This window comes from Micromonospora sp. WMMC241, from assembly GCF_027460165.1.
Taxonomy (GTDB): domain Bacteria; phylum Actinomycetota; class Actinomycetes; order Mycobacteriales; family Micromonosporaceae; genus Micromonospora; species Micromonospora humi.
This window is the reverse complement of record NZ_JAPZBF010000001.1, coordinates 3,601,445-3,618,060: the sequence shown is the minus strand read 5'-3', so window position 1 is coordinate 3,618,060 and position 16,616 is coordinate 3,601,445. Positions and strand designations below refer to the sequence as shown.

At 76.5% G+C, this 16,616-nt stretch carries 7 protein-coding genes; 6 read left to right on the top strand and 1 reads right to left on the bottom strand.

Annotated features, from left to right (window positions below):
- Positions 1-36 precede the first annotated feature (36 nt).
- Positions 37-2,151 carry a molybdopterin-containing oxidoreductase family protein gene (locus O7598_RS16765; protein ID WP_269692267.1) on the bottom strand — a complete coding sequence of 705 codons (2,115 nt, stop codon included), beginning with the start codon at positions 2,149-2,151 and terminating at the stop codon, positions 37-39.
- Between the two features lie 94 nt (positions 2,152-2,245).
- Between O7598_RS16765 and O7598_RS16760 the strand changes: the two genes are divergently transcribed.
- The 6 genes from O7598_RS16760 (at position 2,246) to O7598_RS16735 (ending at position 16,594) form a co-directional block, all read left to right on the top strand.
- The gene (locus O7598_RS16760; protein ID WP_269692266.1) at positions 2,246-2,839 is read left to right on the top strand and encodes a maleylpyruvate isomerase N-terminal domain-containing protein; all 594 of its coding nucleotides are present in this window, start codon (positions 2,246-2,248) and stop codon (positions 2,837-2,839) included.
- A gap of 616 nt (positions 2,840-3,455) precedes the next feature.
- Complete coding sequence (locus tag O7598_RS16755; protein ID WP_269692265.1) at positions 3,456-3,851, top strand: DUF2267 domain-containing protein; 396 nt, start codon at positions 3,456-3,458, stop codon at positions 3,849-3,851.
- A gap of 338 nt (positions 3,852-4,189) precedes the next feature.
- Positions 4,190-7,645 (top strand): AMP-binding protein, encoded by a 3,456-nt coding sequence (locus O7598_RS16750; RefSeq protein ID WP_269692264.1) that lies wholly within the window; start codon positions 4,190-4,192, stop codon positions 7,643-7,645.
- Positions 7,642-10,794, top strand: coding sequence for a thioesterase domain-containing protein (locus O7598_RS16745; protein WP_269692263.1), 3,153 nt, complete (start codon positions 7,642-7,644; stop codon positions 10,792-10,794). Before O7598_RS16750 ends, O7598_RS16745 begins: the two co-directional genes overlap by 4 nt.
- Positions 10,791-13,097 (top strand): lantibiotic dehydratase, encoded by a 2,307-nt coding sequence (locus tag O7598_RS16740; protein ID WP_269692262.1) that lies wholly within the window; start codon positions 10,791-10,793, stop codon positions 13,095-13,097. The genes O7598_RS16745 and O7598_RS16740 overlap by 4 nt, the downstream gene beginning before the upstream one ends.
- A complete protein-coding gene (locus tag O7598_RS16735; RefSeq protein ID WP_269692261.1) occupies positions 13,094-16,594 on the top strand; it encodes an amino acid adenylation domain-containing protein in 3,501 nt (1,166 codons plus the stop codon). The genes O7598_RS16740 and O7598_RS16735 overlap by 4 nt, the downstream gene beginning before the upstream one ends.
- The last annotated feature ends 22 nt before the right edge of the window (positions 16,595-16,616 follow it).

Below are 16,616 nucleotides of genomic sequence, written 5' to 3'. Positions count from 1 at the left end.
GCACGGACCCGGTGCCCGGGCCGGAAGTCCCGGGGTTCAGCGGGCCGGCACCGGCACGTCCGCGACGTGGTCGGCGGGCGGATCGGTGGCCAGCAACTCGGCCGGCACCGGCTCGACCTCGACCCGGCAGTCGTGGAACGTCGGCGCCCCGCCCAGGTCGGCGTCGCGGACCGCGGTCACCGCGTTCACCGTGGACCGCCCGGGGCTCGACCGGGCCCAGTACGCCTTGTAGGTGAACGCCAGCCCCGGCCGGGTCGCCTCGTCCACGGCCACCGCGGCGAGGAACGCGCCCCGGTCGTTGCGCACCCGAACCGCGTCGCCGTCGGCCAGCCCGCGCGCCGCCGCGTCGTCCGGGTGCAGGTGCACCCGGGGCGGCCCGGCCCGGCGGGCGTGCCAGGGCAGCGAGGCGAACGTGGAGTTCATCAGGTAACGGCCGGCCGGGGCGAGCAGCAGCAGCGGGAACCGGCGGGCCAGGTCGACGTCGACCGCCTCGACCGGCGGCGTGTAGCCGGGCAGCGGATCCACCCCGAGCCGGGCCAGCGTCGGGTCGTGCAGCCGGGCCCGCCCGTCCGGGGTGGGGAACCCGCCGTCGGCGAACGGCGCCGAGCCGACCGGGACACCGGTGAGCCGGGCGTACGTGCGCTCGCGCAGCTCCTCGAAGCTGATCGGCGCGCCGGCCAGCAACTGCCGGGCGAGGTCCTCGTCGCTGTCCCGGAACGCCGGGTGGTCGACGCCGAGCGCGGCGGCGATCCGGCGGAAGATCTCGGTGTTCGGCAGCGCCTCGCCGGGCGCGCGGGTGACCGGCAGGTTCAGCGTCGTGTAATGGTGCCCGTAGGAGGTCTGCAGGTCGAGGTGCTCGGGCTGCATGGTGGCCGGCAGCACCACGTCGGCGTGGTCGCAGGTGTCGGTCCAGCGCTGCTCCAGCACCACGGTGAACAGGTCGGCGCGGCGCAGGCCGGCGAGCAGCCGGGTCTGGTCCGGCGCGGTGGCGGCCGGGTTGGCGTTGAACACCACCAGCGACGTCACCGGCGGGTCGGCCTCGCCGGTGAGCACCGCGGCGAGCCGGCTCATGTTCACCGACCGGGCCGGCGGCGCCGGCATGCCGGCCGGCCGGATCACCGGCCCGTTGTCGACCACGTGGTGGCCGCTGGTGGTCACCAGCGCCCCGCCGCCGGGATACCGGAAGTCGCCGGTGACCAGCGGCAGCGCGCAGATCGCCCGGATCGCCTGGCCGGCGCCGGCGTGCCGTTGCAGGCCGAGCCCGACGCGGATCGCGGTGGGCCGGGTGGTGGCGATCCGGTCGCCGAGCCGGCGCACCACGTCGACCGGCAGGCCGCACTCGGCGGCGGCCCGCTCCACCGGCCACTCGTCGAGCCGGGCGGACAACTCGGCCCAGCCGACGGTGTGCGCGGCGAGCCACGGCTCGTCGGCCGCGCCGGCGTCGCGCACGTGCCGCATCAGCCCGAGCGCGAGCGCCGCGTCGGTGCCGGGCAGCGGCGCGACGTGCTCGTCGCTGCGGGCCGCCGTGTCGGTCCGCAGCGGGTCGACCGTCACCACGTACGCCCCGCGCTCGCGGGCCTGCTGCACGAACGGCCACTGGTGCAGGTTGGTGACGAGCGGGTTGGAGCCCCAGAGCACGATCAGCCGGGCGTCGACGACGGACTCCGGCTCGAAGCCCACCGAGCGGCCGTAGATCGACCGCGTGGCCGCGTTCGCCGCCGCCGTGCAGATGGTGGTGTCCAACCGGGACGCGCCCAGGTGGGCGAAGAGCCGCGGCCCCATGGTCCAGCCCTGGACGAGCCCCATGGTGCCGGCGAAGTAGTAGGGCAGCACCGACTCCGGCCCGTCGCGGTCGATGCTCGCCCGCAGCCCGGCGGCCACCCGGTCGAGGGCCTCGGCCCAGCTCGCCGGCCGGTACGCGACGCGCCCGGCGCCCTTCGGGCCGGTGCGGATCCAGGGCGTGGTGAGCCGGTCGGGACCGTTGACCGCGTCGAGGTAGCGGTTCACCTTGCCGCAGAGCGCGCCCCGGGTGAACGGGTGGTCGCGGTCGCCGCGCAGCGCGACGGCCCGGCCGTCGTCGACGGTGAGCTGCCAGACGCAGGTGTCGGGGCAGTCCAGTGGGCAGGCGCCGGGACGGGTGACGGGGGCCATGCCGCGGATGCTACCGATCCGGGGCGTCTCGTCGGGGGCGGCGGATCGGGGACCGCTCGGGCAGGATGGTGCGGAGCCGACCCGGGAGGACACGATGACGGTCACCGCCGACGACCTGGACCGGGCGGCCGCGTGCGTGGCGGCGTCGCTCGCGTCGGTGACCGGGGCGGACTGGTCCCGACCCGCCGGCGGGCTGGACTGGGACTGCCGGCACACCGCCGAGCACCTCGCCGACACCCTGCTGTCGTACGCGGCGCAGGTGGTGTCCCGCCCGGCCGCCCGGTTCGTGCGCCTCGCCGCCGTGGTGGAGCCCGGCGCCTCGCCGGCCGAGATGGTCGAGTGTGTGACCTGCGCGGCCGGGTTGCTCGCGCTGGCGGTCCGCGGCACCCCGGCCGGAGTACGGGCGTTCCACCCGTCCGGCCAGGCCGACCCGGCCGGTTTCGCCGCGATGGGCGTGGCCGAGGTGCTGCTGCACGGTGAGGACATCGCCGCCGGCCTGGGCACGGCCGTCGACGCGCCCCGCCCGGTGTGCGCGCGGGTGGTGGCGCGGCTCTTTCCCGACGTGGCGCCCGGCCTGGCCGGCGTCGACCCGTGGGCGGCGCTGCGTTGGTGCGTCGGCCGCACCGACCTGCCCGCCCGCCCCCGCCGCGACACCTGGCAGTGGCGCGGCGCCCCGATCGGCGGTTGACCTCCACTCCTCCTCCTCGCCGAGAGGCGATTTCCGGTCCCGTCTCGATGGGCGATCGGCTGAGCGTGGCGCCTTCCCCGTCACTTCGCGCCCCACTCGGCACCCGGGTGGAACGGTATGGGTGTGTCGCGCCCCGGTAGACACCCATGGCGTTCCACCCAGGCCCCACCCTGGCCGTGAGTGGAGCGGTATGGGTGTGTCGTGGGGCGGTAGACACCCATGGCATTCCACTCGGCGGTCGATGCCCTAGCTGAGGAGGCGCTGCCAACCCGGCGTCCCGCGAGCGCAGCCCGTCCGAGTAACCGCCGCCCACTCGTCCGACCGGGTGAAGCGTTCGGTGATCAAGGAGTTCGCATCGGAGTCGATCTTCGCGGCGACGCGAACTCCCTCTCGCCGATCTTGCAGTTGGTGCCTTCGATACGTCGCATTTATCGCCTCTGCCAGGGCCGCAAGTGCAAGATCGCGGGAGCGGGAGCGGGAGCGGGAGCGGGAGCGGGAGCGGGAGCGGGAGCGGGAGCGGGAGCGAGGGGCGTTTGGTGGGGGTGGGGGTGGGTACTCGCCGGGGCCGGCGGGGCGGCGCGGGGTCGCGGCGGTCGGCGGGGAGGGGAGGGGCGGGGTGCGGTTTCCCCTGTTCGTCGATGCGGTGGCGCGTCGGGCCGAGTTGCCCACCGACGACGCCGCGACGATCTCCCGGGCGGTGCTGCAGACGCTCGCCGAGCGGATCACCGCCGACGAGTCGGCCGATCTCGCCGCCCAGTTGCCGGACGACGTCGGCGGCTACCTGTCGGCGCCCGACCGGGGCGGGGCGACCGGCGCCGCGGTGGACTTCCTCTACCGGGTGGCGGAGCGGGCCGCGGTGGACCCGGCGGTCGCCGAGGTGGGTGCCCGGGCGGTGCTCGCCACGTTGCGCGACACGGTCACGGTCGGCGAGTTCGAGGATCTCGTGGCGCAGCTCCCGCGCGGGTTCGACGCGATGGTGGACCCGATTCCGCGCCCGCCGTACGATGTCTGAGCAGGCTCCCCGCGACCCGGGTTGAGCTGCCCAGCAGGGCCCGTCGAGCGAAAATTTGACGGCTCGGAAGTATTTTCACCGTAAAATAACTCGCCAGTAGCCGCCTACGCTGAAAATCGTCTACGCGCTAGAGGGATGATCGGACGAAATCCTCCGTCCCGGGTACCACGTGCCCTCCCACCTTCGGCTCAACCCGCATCGATGCTCTTCCGGTCGAGAGATTGAGCTTTATTCTGCTTCCAATGTGAAGTCCTGGGGGGGATCAATGGTCACATTCGTCGATTGCTGCGTGCCTGCCGTCAGTGGAGCGCAACCCGCATCCTGATATGGCAGAGACGATGATCATCAATCGTTTCGGCGCGGTCGCAGCGGTCCACGGTGGCCGTCCGGCGCTTCTCGGTGAGACCCACGAGGTCGGTTACGCCGAGCTGGCCGGTGCGGCCGGCGGGAACGCGGCCGTGCTCGTCGCCGCCGGTCTCCGGCCGGGCGACCGCATCGCGCTGCTCACCACGCACGGCGCGCCGACCGTCGCCGCGCTGCTCGGCACGCTGGCCGCCGGGTGCGCCTACGTGCCGCTGGACCCGGGCTTCCCGGTCGCCCGACTGCGGCACATGGTCGCCGCCGCCGGGGTCACCGCCGTGGCGTGCGCCGCCGAGCACCGGGAGCTGGCCCGTGAGCTGGCCGACGGGCGTGCCGTGGTGCCGCTGGACGACGTGCCCCCGGCCCCGCTGCGACCGGTCCCGGTCGACCCGGACGCGCCGGCGTACGTGCTGTTCACCTCCGGCTCCACCGGCGTGCCCAAGGCGGTCGGGCAGACCCACCGCAACCTGGCCCACGTGGTCGACAACCAGATCGAGGCGCTCGCCGTCGGCCCGGCCGACCGGCTCAGCCTGCTCGCCTCGTTCAGCTTCGACGCCGCCATCCCCGACCTCTACCCGGCGCTGCTCACCGGCGCCGCGGTCGTCCCGGTCGACCTGCGCAGGCAGGGCCTGGCGTACGCGGTCGAGCAGCTCGACCGGCACCGGACCACCGTGCTGCACTGCACCCCCACCGTCTACCGGTTCCTGCTCGACACGCTCGGCGAGCGCCGGCTGGCCTCGGTACGCGCGGTGCTGCTCGGCGGCGAGCAGGCCACCTGGGCCGACGCCGCGCGCGGCCGGGACCGGTTCGCCCCCGACTGCGTGCTGGTCAACGGCTACGGGGCGACCGAGATGACGTTCGCGGCCCGGCACCTGCTGCCGCTGTCCGAGGTGGACCCGACCGCCGTCGGGCCGCTGCCGGTCGGCACCGCGTTCCCCGGTTACCGGCTCGACCTCGACCCGGACACCGCCGAGATCGTGGTCCGCAGCCGGCACCTCGCGCCCGGCTACCTCAACCAGGACAGCGACCGCTTCGCCGTCGGCGAGGGCGGCGTGCGGTCGTACCGCACCGGCGACCTCGGCCGGCGCCTGCCCGGGGGAGAACTGGTCTGCCTGGGCAGGCTCGACCGGCAGGTCAAGGTGCGCGGGCACCGGGTGGAGCTGACCGAGATCGAGGCCGTGCTCGCCGACCGGCCCGGCGTGGCCGGCGTCCGCGCCATCGCCCGCGACGGCGAGCTGCTGGCGTACGTCCGGCCGACCGGCGTCCGCCCCGACCCGGCCGCGTTGCGGGCGGCGCTGGCCGCCGCCCTGCCCGACTACGCCGTGCCCCGCGCGGTGGTCGTGGTCGACGAGTTCCCGCTCACCGTCAGCGGGAAGGTCGACGAGCGGGCGCTGCCCGACCCGGCCGCCGAGGTGCCCGCCGAGGCGGCGCCGGCCACCGAGACCGAACGCGCCGTGCACGACATCTGGTGCGCCGTGCTCGGCCGCCCCGCGGTCGGCCGCACCGACAGCTTCTTCGACGTGGGCGGGCAGTCGCTGCTGCTGGGCCGGGTGCAGCAACGGATCGCCGAGCGGTTCGGCGTCCGGCTGCCGATGCTGCGCCTGTTCGACCACCCCACCGTCGCCGCCCAGGCGGCCCTGCTCGACGCCCCGCCCGACGCGGTCCGCGCCCCGCTGCTGCCCGCGCCGGCCGCCCCGGTCAGCGCCGCGCGCGACTACACCGGCGACGAGATCGCCGTGGTCGGCGTCGCCGGCCGCTTCCCCGGCGCGCCCGACGTGGCAACGTTCTGGTGGAACCTCTGCACCGGCGTGGACTCGATCCACGACCACACCGACGACGAGTTGGCCGCGCTCGGCGTCGGGCCACGGCTGCGCGCCGACCCCCGGCACGTCCGCGCCACCGGCCGGCTCGACGGGGTGACCGACTTCGACGCCGAGTTCTTCTCGTTCGGCGCCGACGAGGCCGCCCGCACCGATCCCCAGCACCGGATCTTCCTGGAGACCGCGTGGGAGGCGCTGGAGGACGCCGGGCACGACCCGCGCCGCTTCCCGGGACTGGTCGGCGTCTACTCCGCCACCTCCGCCAACCGCTACTTCCTGTTCCACCTGATGGACAACCCGGCGGTGGTCGGCGACGTCGACCCGGACGACTGGGAGGCGCGGCTGGTCGGCCGGCAGTTCACCGACCATCTGCCCGGCCAGGTGGCGTACCGGCTCGGCCTGACCGGGCCGGCGCTGGCCGTGCAGAGCGCCTGCTCCAGCTCGCTGGTGGCGGTCTGCCTGGCCGCGCAGAGCCTCGCCGACTACCAGTGCGACCTCGCGTTGGCCGGCGGCGCCACGGTCACCTGGCCGCGGCAGCGGGCCACCCCCGGCGGCCTCGCCTCGCCCGACGGCCGGTGCCGCGCCTTCGACGAGGCCGCCGACGGCTCCGGATTCGGCTCCGGCGCCGGCGTGGTCGCGCTGCGCCGGCTGGCCGACGCGCAGGCCGACGGTGACCGGATCTACGCGATCCTGCCCGGCTGGGCGGTCACCAACGACGGCCCGGACCGGGCCGGGTTCGCCGTGCCCGGCCCGGCCGGGCAGGCCGCCGCCGTGGCCAACGCGCTCGCCACCGCCGAGGTCGCCCCCGGCGAGGTCCGCCTCGTCGAGGGGCACGGCAGCGGCACCCCGCTCGGCGACGCCATCGAGGTGGCCGCGCTGCACGAGGTGTACGCCGGCGCCGCGCCGGCCGGCACCTGCGCGCTCGGCTCGGTGAAGACCAACATCGGCCACCTCGACGCCGCCGCCGGCATCGCCGGGCTGATCAAGACGGTGCTCGCCGTGCGCCACGGCGTGATCCCGCCGAACCTGCACTTCACCCGCCCGCACCCGGAGATCGACCTGGCCGCCGGCCCGTTCTACGTGCCCACCAAGGCCCGGGACTGGCCGGACGGCGGGCGCCGGGTCGCCGGGGTGAGCGCGTTCGGCCTCGGCGGCACCAACGCCCACGTGGTGGTGGAGCAGCCGCCGCCGGTCGAGCCGGCCGACCCGCCCGGGGACGGGCCGTGGCTGCTGCCGGTCTCCGCGCGTACCCCGGTGGCGTTGCGGGCGGCGCTGGCCCGGCTGCGGGCCCACCTGGCCGGCGCCGCGCCGGCACTGCCCGAGGTGGCCGCCACGCTGGCGCTCGGGCGGCGGCCGTTCGCCCACCGGGCGGCCGTGGTCGCCGCCGACCTGCCCGCCGCGCTGTCCGCGCTGGACGTGCTGCTCGACACCGACGCCCGGACGGCCGGCGACGCCGGGCCGTTGCGCGAGCTGGCCGCCGACTGGGTGGCCGGGCGCGACGTCGACTGGGACGCCCTGCACCCCGAGGGCGCCGTCCGGCGCACCGGGCTGCCCACCTACCCGTTCCAGCGCCGCCGGCACTGGATCGACCCCGTGCAGAGAGGCCCGCGGTGAACTGGTTCGTCTCCACCGGAAGCCGACCCGAGGCGCCGGTGCGGTTGTTCTGCCTGCCCTACGCCGGCGCGGGCGCCAGCGCGTTCCGGCGCTGGCCGGCCGCGTTCGACCCGGGCGTCGAGGTGCTGCCCGTGCAGCTGCCCGGCCGGGAGAACCGGATCACCGAGGACCCGCGCTTCTCCGTCGCCGACGTCGCCGACGCCATCGCCTCCCGGGCCGACCGCCCGTACGCGATCTACGGCCACTCGATGGGCGGTCGCCTCGGCTTCGAGGTGGTGCGGGAGCTGCGCCGTACCGGCCGGCCGCTGCCGTTGCGGCTCTACGTCGGCGGCGCCCGCGCCCCGCACGTCGCCGCGCCGGGGCTCTTCGACGGGTTGTCCCGGGCCGACGACGAGGAGCTGCTGCGCCGCCTCGGCGACGGCGGCGGCCTCCCGGCCGAGCTGCTGGAGCACCCGGAGCTGGTGGAGCTGCTGCTGCCGCTGCTGCGGGCCGACTTCGGCCGGGTGGACGACTACCGCTACGTCCCCGGCGAGCCGCTGCCGGTGCCGATCGTCGCGTTCGCCGGTGACCACGACGGGGCGGTCACCCGGGAGCAGAACGCGGCCTGGGCGGAGCACACGGCCGCCGGGTTCACCCTGCACGAGCTGGCCGGTGGGCACTTCTTCCTGCACGACCGGCTTCCCGAGCTGGCCGCGCTGATCGGGGCGGACCTGGCCGCCGCGACGACGCCGGGCAGCGCGACGACGCCGGGCGCCGCGCCCGGCACCCCGACCACCCGCGCCGCGATGCCGGACGCGGGGTCGGCACCGGTGCGCGCCGCCGGCCGCGGGACCGCCGGCGGTGCGCACCGGGTGCCGCTCGGGAACACCGACTGGTCGGTGTGGCGCGACGCGATGCTGCGGACCACCGGCTTCCCCGCCGACGGGCTGGAACTGCTGAGCGCGCCGCGGGCCGCGGCGGCCGCCGACGAGCTGCTCGACACCGGCACCGGCGAGGACCGCTTCGACAAGGAGTTCGACGAGGCGGTGCGCGCCGGTGCCGAGCGGCTCACCGCGCTGGCCGCCGACCCGCTGCTGCGCGAGGCGGTGACCTGGCAGAACCGGGGCGCCCTGGTCGCGCTGGACGGGCTGGTGCGCGGCGGCGCCGACGCGCCCCGCAACGTGCGCCGGCGGGACCGGGAACGGGCGCTGCTCAAGTACTGGCAGCGCTACGGCGGCAAGAACGAGACGGTCGGCTTCTTCGGCCCGGCCTGCTGGGTCACCGTCGACCCGGACGAGCCGGAGGTTGCCCGGGTCAACCCTGGTGACCGGCTGACCCGGCGGCGCTGGGTGTGGTTCGAGTCGTGGGCGCTGACCGCGTACGCCGACCGGATCGGCGCGGACCTGGCGGTCCGCCGCTGGTGGCCGCCGGCGCTGCGGCCCCACCTGGCGATCCGGGACCGGGCCGTGCTGCGGCCCGGCCGCCCACCACTGACCCTGACTCCGGTGGAGGCCGCGCTGCTGCACGCCGCCGACGGTCGCCGCCCCGCCGCCGACCTGGTGGCCGACCCGGCGATCGGGCTGCGCCGGCCGGAGGACGGCTACGCGCTGCTGGACCGGCTGGTGGAACGGGAGTTGATCACCTGGGGCGCGGCGCTGCCGGTGAGCCCGGACGCCGAGCGGGTGCTGGCCGAGCGGATCGCCGCGATCGGCGACGAGCCGGCCCGCGCCGCCGCCCGGGCCGGCTTCGACCGGCTGCGCGCCGCCCGCGACGAGGTGGCCGCGGCGGCCGGCGACCCGGTGCCGCTGCGGGCCGCGCTGGACGCCCTCGACGCCACGTTCACGGAGCTGACCGGCGCGCCCGCAGCGCGCCGCGCCGGCCAGATGTACGCCGGCCGCACCATCTGCTATGAGGACACCGCGCGCGACCTCGACGTGGTCTTCGGCGCCCCGCTGCTGGCCGAGCTGGCCGCCCCGCTGGACGTGCTGCTGCGCGCCGCCCGCTGGCTGGCCAACGCGCTCGCCGACGCCTACCTCGGCGTGCTGCGCGGCCTCCACGACGAGCTGCGCGCCGAGTCCGCCGGCCCGGTCGCACTGGCCGACCTGTGGTTCCTGGCGCAGGGCATGTTCTGGGGCGGCGGCGAGCGACCGGTCGACGCGGTCGCGGCCGACTTCGCGGCCCGCTGGGCCGGGCTGTTCGGCCTGGACACGCTGCCCGTCGGCGCCACCGCTGTCGAGCTGCGCGCGGCCGACCTGACCGAGCGGATCGACGCGGTCTTCCCGGGCACCCGGCCGACCTGGTCCAACGCCGCCATGCACAGCCCCGACCTGCAGATCTGCGCCACCGACGAGGCGGCGCTGCGGCGCGGGGACTACACCGTGGTGCTCGGCGAGCTGCACGCCGCCTGGTCGTCGTTCGACTGCGCGGTCTTCACCCCGTCGCACCCGGACGTGGAGCGGCTGCGCGACGCGCTCGCCGCCGACCTGGGCGAGCGGCGGATCCGGCTGCTCTTCCCGGCCGACTGGCCGCGCCGGACCAGCCGCACGGCGGAGTCGCTGACCGGCCCGACCGACAGGCAACTGGCCTTCCTCGACGCGCCGGGCGCCGACCCGGCCCGGGTGCTGCCCACCGTGGACCTCACCGTCGACGAGACCGACGGCGAGATGGTCGCCACCGCGTCGGACGGGCAGCGCTGGCCGCTCGCCGAGATCTTCGCCGAGGCGTTCAGCGCGCACGCGGTGGACGGCTTCAAGCTGGTCGCCGCCGCGCCGTACACGCCCCGGATCACGGTGGACCGGCTGGTGGTGGCCCGGCAGACCTGGCGTACCACGGTGGGGGAGAGTGGCCTGGCCACCGCCACCGGTGAGCGGCAGCGGTTCCTCGCCGTGCGGGACTGGCGACGCCGGCTCGGCCTGCCCGAGCAGGTCTACGTCAAGCTCGGCACCGAGACCAAGCCCTGCTTCGTCGACCTGTCGGCGCCCGGGTTCGCCGCCATGCTCTGCGCGCTGGTGCGGGCCGCGCGCGTCGACGGCGGCGACGCGGTCCCGCTCACGGTCAGCGAGATGCTGCCCGCCCCGGACCAGGCCTGGGTGCCCGACGGCGCGGGCCGGCGCTACTTCAGCGAGCTGCGCCTGCACATCACCGACGCCGGACGGGAGGACGCGCGGTGAGCCACCTGGTGCCCCTGGGCGAGACGGGCTGGTCGGTGTGGCGGGACGTGGTCCTGCGTACCGCCGGGTTCCCGGCCGCCGGGCTGGACCGGTTCGCCGCGCCGGAGTGCGCGGCCGCCGCCGACGGGCTGCTGGCGGGCGCCGGCACCGTCGAGGTGTTCGACAAGACGCTGCGCGAGGCGTTCGCCGAGTCGTCGGCAGTGGCCGGTGAGCTGGCCGCCGACCCGCTGCTGCGCGAGGCGGTCACCTGGCAGAACCCGGACATGCTGATCGCGCTGGACGGCCTGCTGCGCACCGATCCGCTGGTGCGCAACGTGCGCCGGCGCAAGCGGGAGCTGAGCCTGCTGCGCTACTGGCAACGCTACTGCGGCAAGGCCGAGACGATCGGCTTCTTCGGCCCGGTCTGCTGGGGCACGTTCGACCCGACGGTGCGCGGCGTGCGGACCGCGCCCGGCGCGACGCTGGTGCACCGCCGCCGGGTGTTCTTCGAGGCGTGGGCGCTGATCGCATACGCCGACCGGCTCGCCGACGACCTGGCGGTGCGCCGTTGGTGGGCGCCGGCGCTGCAACCGCACCTGACCGTCGCCGGTCGGGAGCTGCGCTGGCCGCTGCACCCGCCGATCGCGCTGACCCCGGTGGAGGCCCGGCTGCTCGCCGACTGCGACGGGCGCACCCCGGCGCGGGAGCTGGCCGAGCGGCTGTGCGCCGAGGGAGCGGTGCACGGCGCGGACGACGTCTACCTGCTGCTCGACCGGTGGGTCGAGCGCGGCCAGCTGAACTGGGGCGCGAACCTGCCGATCGCCCCGGACGCCGAGGAGGTGCTCGCCGCGCGGATCGCCGCCATCGGCGACGAGCCGGTCCGCGCCGCGACCGCGGCGGAGTTCGACCGGCTGCGGGCCGCCCGCGACGAGGTGGCGGCGGCGGCCGGCGACCCGGGCCGGCTCGGCGCCGCGCTCGCCGCGCTCAACGCGGAGTTCACCGCGGTCACCGGGCGCCCGGCCACCCGCAACAGCGGGCAGATGTACGCGGCCCGCACGGTCTGCTACGAGGAGACCGCCCGGGACCTGGAGTTCCGGATCGGCTCGGCGGTCACCGACGCGCTCGCCGAACCCCTCGCGGTGGTGCTGCGCACCGCCCGCTGGTTCACCGGGCAGGTGGCCGAGCGCTGCGGCGTCCTCTTCACCGAGCTGCACGAGGAGTTGGCCGCCGGCGGCGAGCCGGTGCGGCTGGCCGACCTGTGGCTGCTGGCCCAGGGCACGCTGATCGCCCCGGACGGCCCGATCGGCCGGGCCGGGACGGCGCTGACCGAGCGGTGGGCCGAGCTGTTCGGCCTGCGTGACCTGCCCGCCGGGCAGGCGGAGCTGCGGGTGCGCGCGGCGGACCTGGCGCAGCGGGTGCGGGAACTGTTCCCGGCCGACGGCCCCGGCTGGCCGTCGGCCCGGCTGCACAATCCGGACGTGCAGCTCGGCGCCGCGTCCCCGGAGGCGGTCGAGCGGGGCGAGTTCCTGCTCGTGCTCGGTGAGCTGCACCCCGCCTCGGTGGCGTTCGACAGCGCGGTGCTCAGCCCGTTCCACAGCGACCCGGCCGCGCTGCGCGCCGACCTCGACGCCGACCTCGGCCCGGTGCGGCTGCGGGTGCTCTGGCCGGACAGCTTCCCCCGGCGGACCACCCGCACCACGTACGCGCTGACCGGCCCGGCGGACCGCCAGCTCGGCATCGACACCGCGCACGGCGCCGACGTGGACCGGTTGGTCCCGGCCACCGCGGTGGTGGTGGAACGGGACGGCGACCGGCTCACCGCGGTCTTCCCGGACGGGGCCCGCTGGCCCCTGATGGAGGTCTTCGCCACCCTGCTCGGCTCGCTGCTGCTGGACGCGTTCAAGCTGTTCGGCGCCGCGCCGCACACGCCCCGGATCACCATCGACCGGCTTGTGGTGGCCCGGCGCACCTGGCGCACCACGGCCGGGGAGTGCGGGCTGGGCGGCCACCCCGACGAGAGCGCCCGCTATCTGGCGGTGCGTCGCTGGCGGGCGGCCACCGGCCTGCCCGAGCGGGTGTTCGTCAAGGTGGGCACCGAGATCAAACCCTGTTACGTGGACCTGACCGGTCCGCTGTACGCGCAGTCGCTGTGCGCCATGGTGGACGCCGCGCTGCGCACCGGCGCGGACGTGCCGGTGGTGGTCTCCGAGCTGCTGCCCGCCCCCGCCGAGGCCTGGGTGCCCGACGCCCGGGGCCGTGGCTACGTCAGTGAACTCCGCCTCCAGATCACCGATCCGGCCGAGCACCTGGGAGCACACCGGTGACCGACACCCTGACCGTCAGCGCCGCCTTCGGGGCGGACCTGCCCTGGCCGGACGCGACCCTCGCCGACCTGATCACCGACCGGGCCGCCCGGGTGCCGGACGCGGTGGCGGTACGCCAGTGGGACACCCGGCTCACCTACCGGCAACTCGTCGAGCGGGCCGCCGGGGTGGCCGCCGCGCTTCGCGCGCACGGTGTCGGCCGGGGCGACCGGGTCGGCGTGTGCGGGGCCCGCACCCCGGACCTGGTGGTGACCGTGGTCGGTGTGCTGCTGGCCGGCGCCGCCTACGTGCCGCTGGAGCCGGGCGGCCCGCGGGACCGGTTGCGCGAGATCGCCCGGGACGCGGGCGTGCGGGTGGTGGTCGGTGACGCGGCGGCGGCCGAGTTCGGCGACGAACCGGGCGTCGAGGCGCTGGGCCTGCCCGGCCCGGCCCCGCTCGCGCCCTGCCCGGCCCGCCCCGGCGACCCGGCGTACGTGCTGTTCACCTCCGGCTCCACCGGCCGCCCCAAGGGCGTGCTCACCACCCACCGCAACGCTGTCGAGTTCGTCACCGGGGTCACCGCGCTGACCGGCGCGGACGCGTCGGTGCGCAGCCTCGGCATCGCCTCGCTCGGGTTCGACGCGGCCACCATGGACCTGTTCGTGCCGCTGACCCTCGGCGGTGCGGTGCAACTGCTCGGCGCCGACGACCGGTCCGACCCGGCGCGGCTGGCCCGGTTCGTCGCCGCGCACGAGGTGACCTGGGGCTTCGTCACGCCGACCGTGCTCGCCCTGCTCGATCCGGCGGACGCGCCGTCGTGGCGGGTGCTGCTCTGCGGCGGCGAGGCGGTCCCGGCCGAGTTGGTCGCCCGCTGGGCTCCCGGGCGGCGGTTCCTCAACGGTTACGGGCCCACGGAGACCACCGTGCTGGCGGTCGGCGGCGACCTCACCCCGGCCGACGCCGACCCGGTGCCGATCGGCCGCCCGCTGCCCAACCACCGCGCCTACGTGGTCGACGCCCAGCTGCGGCCGGTGCCGCCGGGGGAGACCGGCGAGCTGCTGATCGGCGGGCCGGGCCTGGCCGACGGCTATCTCAACCGGCCCGCGTTGACCGCCGAGCGGTTCGTGCCCGACGAGTTCGGCGACGTCCCGGGCGGGCGGCTCTACCGCACCGGCGACCTGGTCCGGCAGGCGCCGGACGGCCGGATCGTCTACCTGGGCCGGGCCGACCGGCAGGTCAAGGTGCGCGGCCAGCGGATCGAGCTCGGCGAGATCGAGGCGGTGCTGGCCGCCCACCCGGGCATCGAGCGGGTCGCCGTGGAGGCGGTGCCCGGCCCGGCCGGCACCGAGCTCGTCGCGTTCCTCACCCCGGCCGCCGCGCCGGACGACGACGTGCTGCGGGCGTACGCCGAGCAGCGGCTGACCGCCGCGATGCTGCCGGCCCGGACGGTGCGGCTGGCCGCGTTGCCGGTCAGCCCGACCACCGGGAAGCTGGACCGGCCGGCGCTGCGCGAGCTGGCCACGGCCGCCGCGCCGTCGCACGACAGGCCCGAGGGCGGCGACGAGGTGGAGCGTGCGGTCCGGCGACTGTGGACCAGGCTGCTCGGCGTCGCGCCCGCGCCGGACAGCGACTTCCTCGCCGCCGGCGGCAACTCGATCGCCGCGATGCGGCTGGTCGCCGCGCTGCGCGCGGAGACGGGCCGGCAGGTGGACACTCGGGTGCTGTTCACCGACCGCACGTTCGCCGCGCTCGTGGACCGGGTCCGCGCCGCCGACCCGGCCGGCGGCGACGGCCTGACCACCGGCAACCCGCCCACGCTCTCCCCGCCGCAGCGGCGGCTGTGGTTCATGGACCAGCTCGCGCCGTCCAGCGCGCCCTACAACATCGCTGTCGCGCACCGGCTGCGCGGGCCGCTCGACGTCGCCGCGCTCGGCGCCGCGCTGCGCGTGGTGGCGGAACGGCACGACGTGCTGCGCTGGCGCATCGCCCAGCAGGGCGGCGTGCCCTACGCGGTGCGCGAGGAACCGACCGACGTCGCGGTGCCGGTGGTCGACCTGACCGCCTCCGCCGCCCCGGACGCGGAGCTGGCAGCCATGCTCGCGGCCGGCGCGGGGCACGCGTTCGACCTGGCCACCGGCCCGCCCTGGCAGGTGACCGTCTACCGGCTCGCGGCCGAGGAACACGTGCTCGCGGTGACCGTGCACCACGCGGTCTTCGACGGCTGGTCCGAGGCGTTGCTCTACGACGAGCTGGCGACCGCGTACGACCGGGTGCTCGGCCGGCCGACGCCGGGCCGCCCGCCGCTGCCCGCCACGTACGCCGACTACGCGGTGTGGCGGGAGGACCGCGACCGTCGGCGGGGCGAGGCCGACCTGGCCTGGTGGACCGGGCACCTGGCCGGCGCGCCGACCGTGCTGGAGCTGCCCCGCGACCGGCCCCGCCCGGCCGTGCAGACGTACGCCGGCGCGGAGGCCGCGGTCGCGCTGGACGAGTCGGCCGACCGGGCGGTGCGTGACCTGGCCGCCCGCCGCGGCACCACGGTCGCGGCCGTGCTGCTGGCCGGCTTCGGTGAGCTGCTGCGCCGGCTCACCGGCGGTGACGACCACGTGCTCGGCGCGATCGTCGCCGACCGGCGCCTCGCCGCGTTCGACGAGGTGATCGGCTTCTTCATCGACGCCGTGCCGGTGCGGGTGCGCGCCGGCGGCAGCTTCGCCGAGCAGGTCGACAGGTGCGCCGCCGAGCTGCACGAGGTGACCGCGCACCCGGGCGCGCCGCTGGAGCGCATCGTGGAGGCGCTCGGCGTCGGCCGGGACACCTCCCGCGCCCCGTTGGTGCAGGTGCTGTTCAACGTGCTCAACTTCGTCCCGCCCCGGCTGAGCCTGGCCGACCTCGCCGTCGAGGCGGTGCCGGTGCCGAAACCGGGGTCGCCGTTCGACCTCACGGTCTACGTGGTGGAGCGCGACGGCCGCGCCGGCGTCGAGGTGGTGCACAACCCGGACCTGTTCGACGGCGACCGGATCACCGCGCTCCTGGCCGACCTGGCCGCCCTGGTCGGCGCGCTCGCCGCCGACCCGGACGCGCCGGCCGGCGAGGTGGCCGTCGAGCTGCCCCGCCCGGCGGTGCGGGTGGCCGCGCTCGGCGCGATGACAGTGGTCACCGCCGAGCCGGCCCGGGCACCGCTGCCCACCGGGCCGGACGCGCTCACCCCGACCGAGGAGCTGATCGCCGGCATCTGGCGGGACGTGCTCGGCCGGGACACCGTCGGCGTGGCCGACAACTTCTTCGACATCGGCGGCCACTCGATGGCCCTCGCCGCGGTGCACGCCCGGCTCACCGAGGCCACCGGCCGCTCGATCACCATGCTCGACCTGTTCCGTCACCCGACCGTGCGCGCGCTCGCCGCCAGCCTCGACGGCGCCGCCGAACGGCCGGAACTGGCCCGCGCCGCGCTGCGCGCCGCCGCCCGGCGGGGCCGCGCCCGCCGTACCCCGCCACCCCGCCGACCTCACCAGCCGTGATGCCGCAACCCCGTGCGAATGA

Coding starts and splice junctions, on each gene's coding strand:
- O7598_RS16765 (WP_269692267.1), bottom strand. CDS start 2,151: ATGGCCCCCGTCACCCGTCCCGGCGCCTGCCCACTGGACTGCCCCGAC.
- O7598_RS16760 (WP_269692266.1), top strand. CDS start 2,246: ATGACGGTCACCGCCGACGACCTGGACCGGGCGGCCGCGTGCGTGGCG.
- O7598_RS16750 (WP_269692264.1), top strand. CDS start 4,190: ATGATCATCAATCGTTTCGGCGCGGTCGCAGCGGTCCACGGTGGCCGT.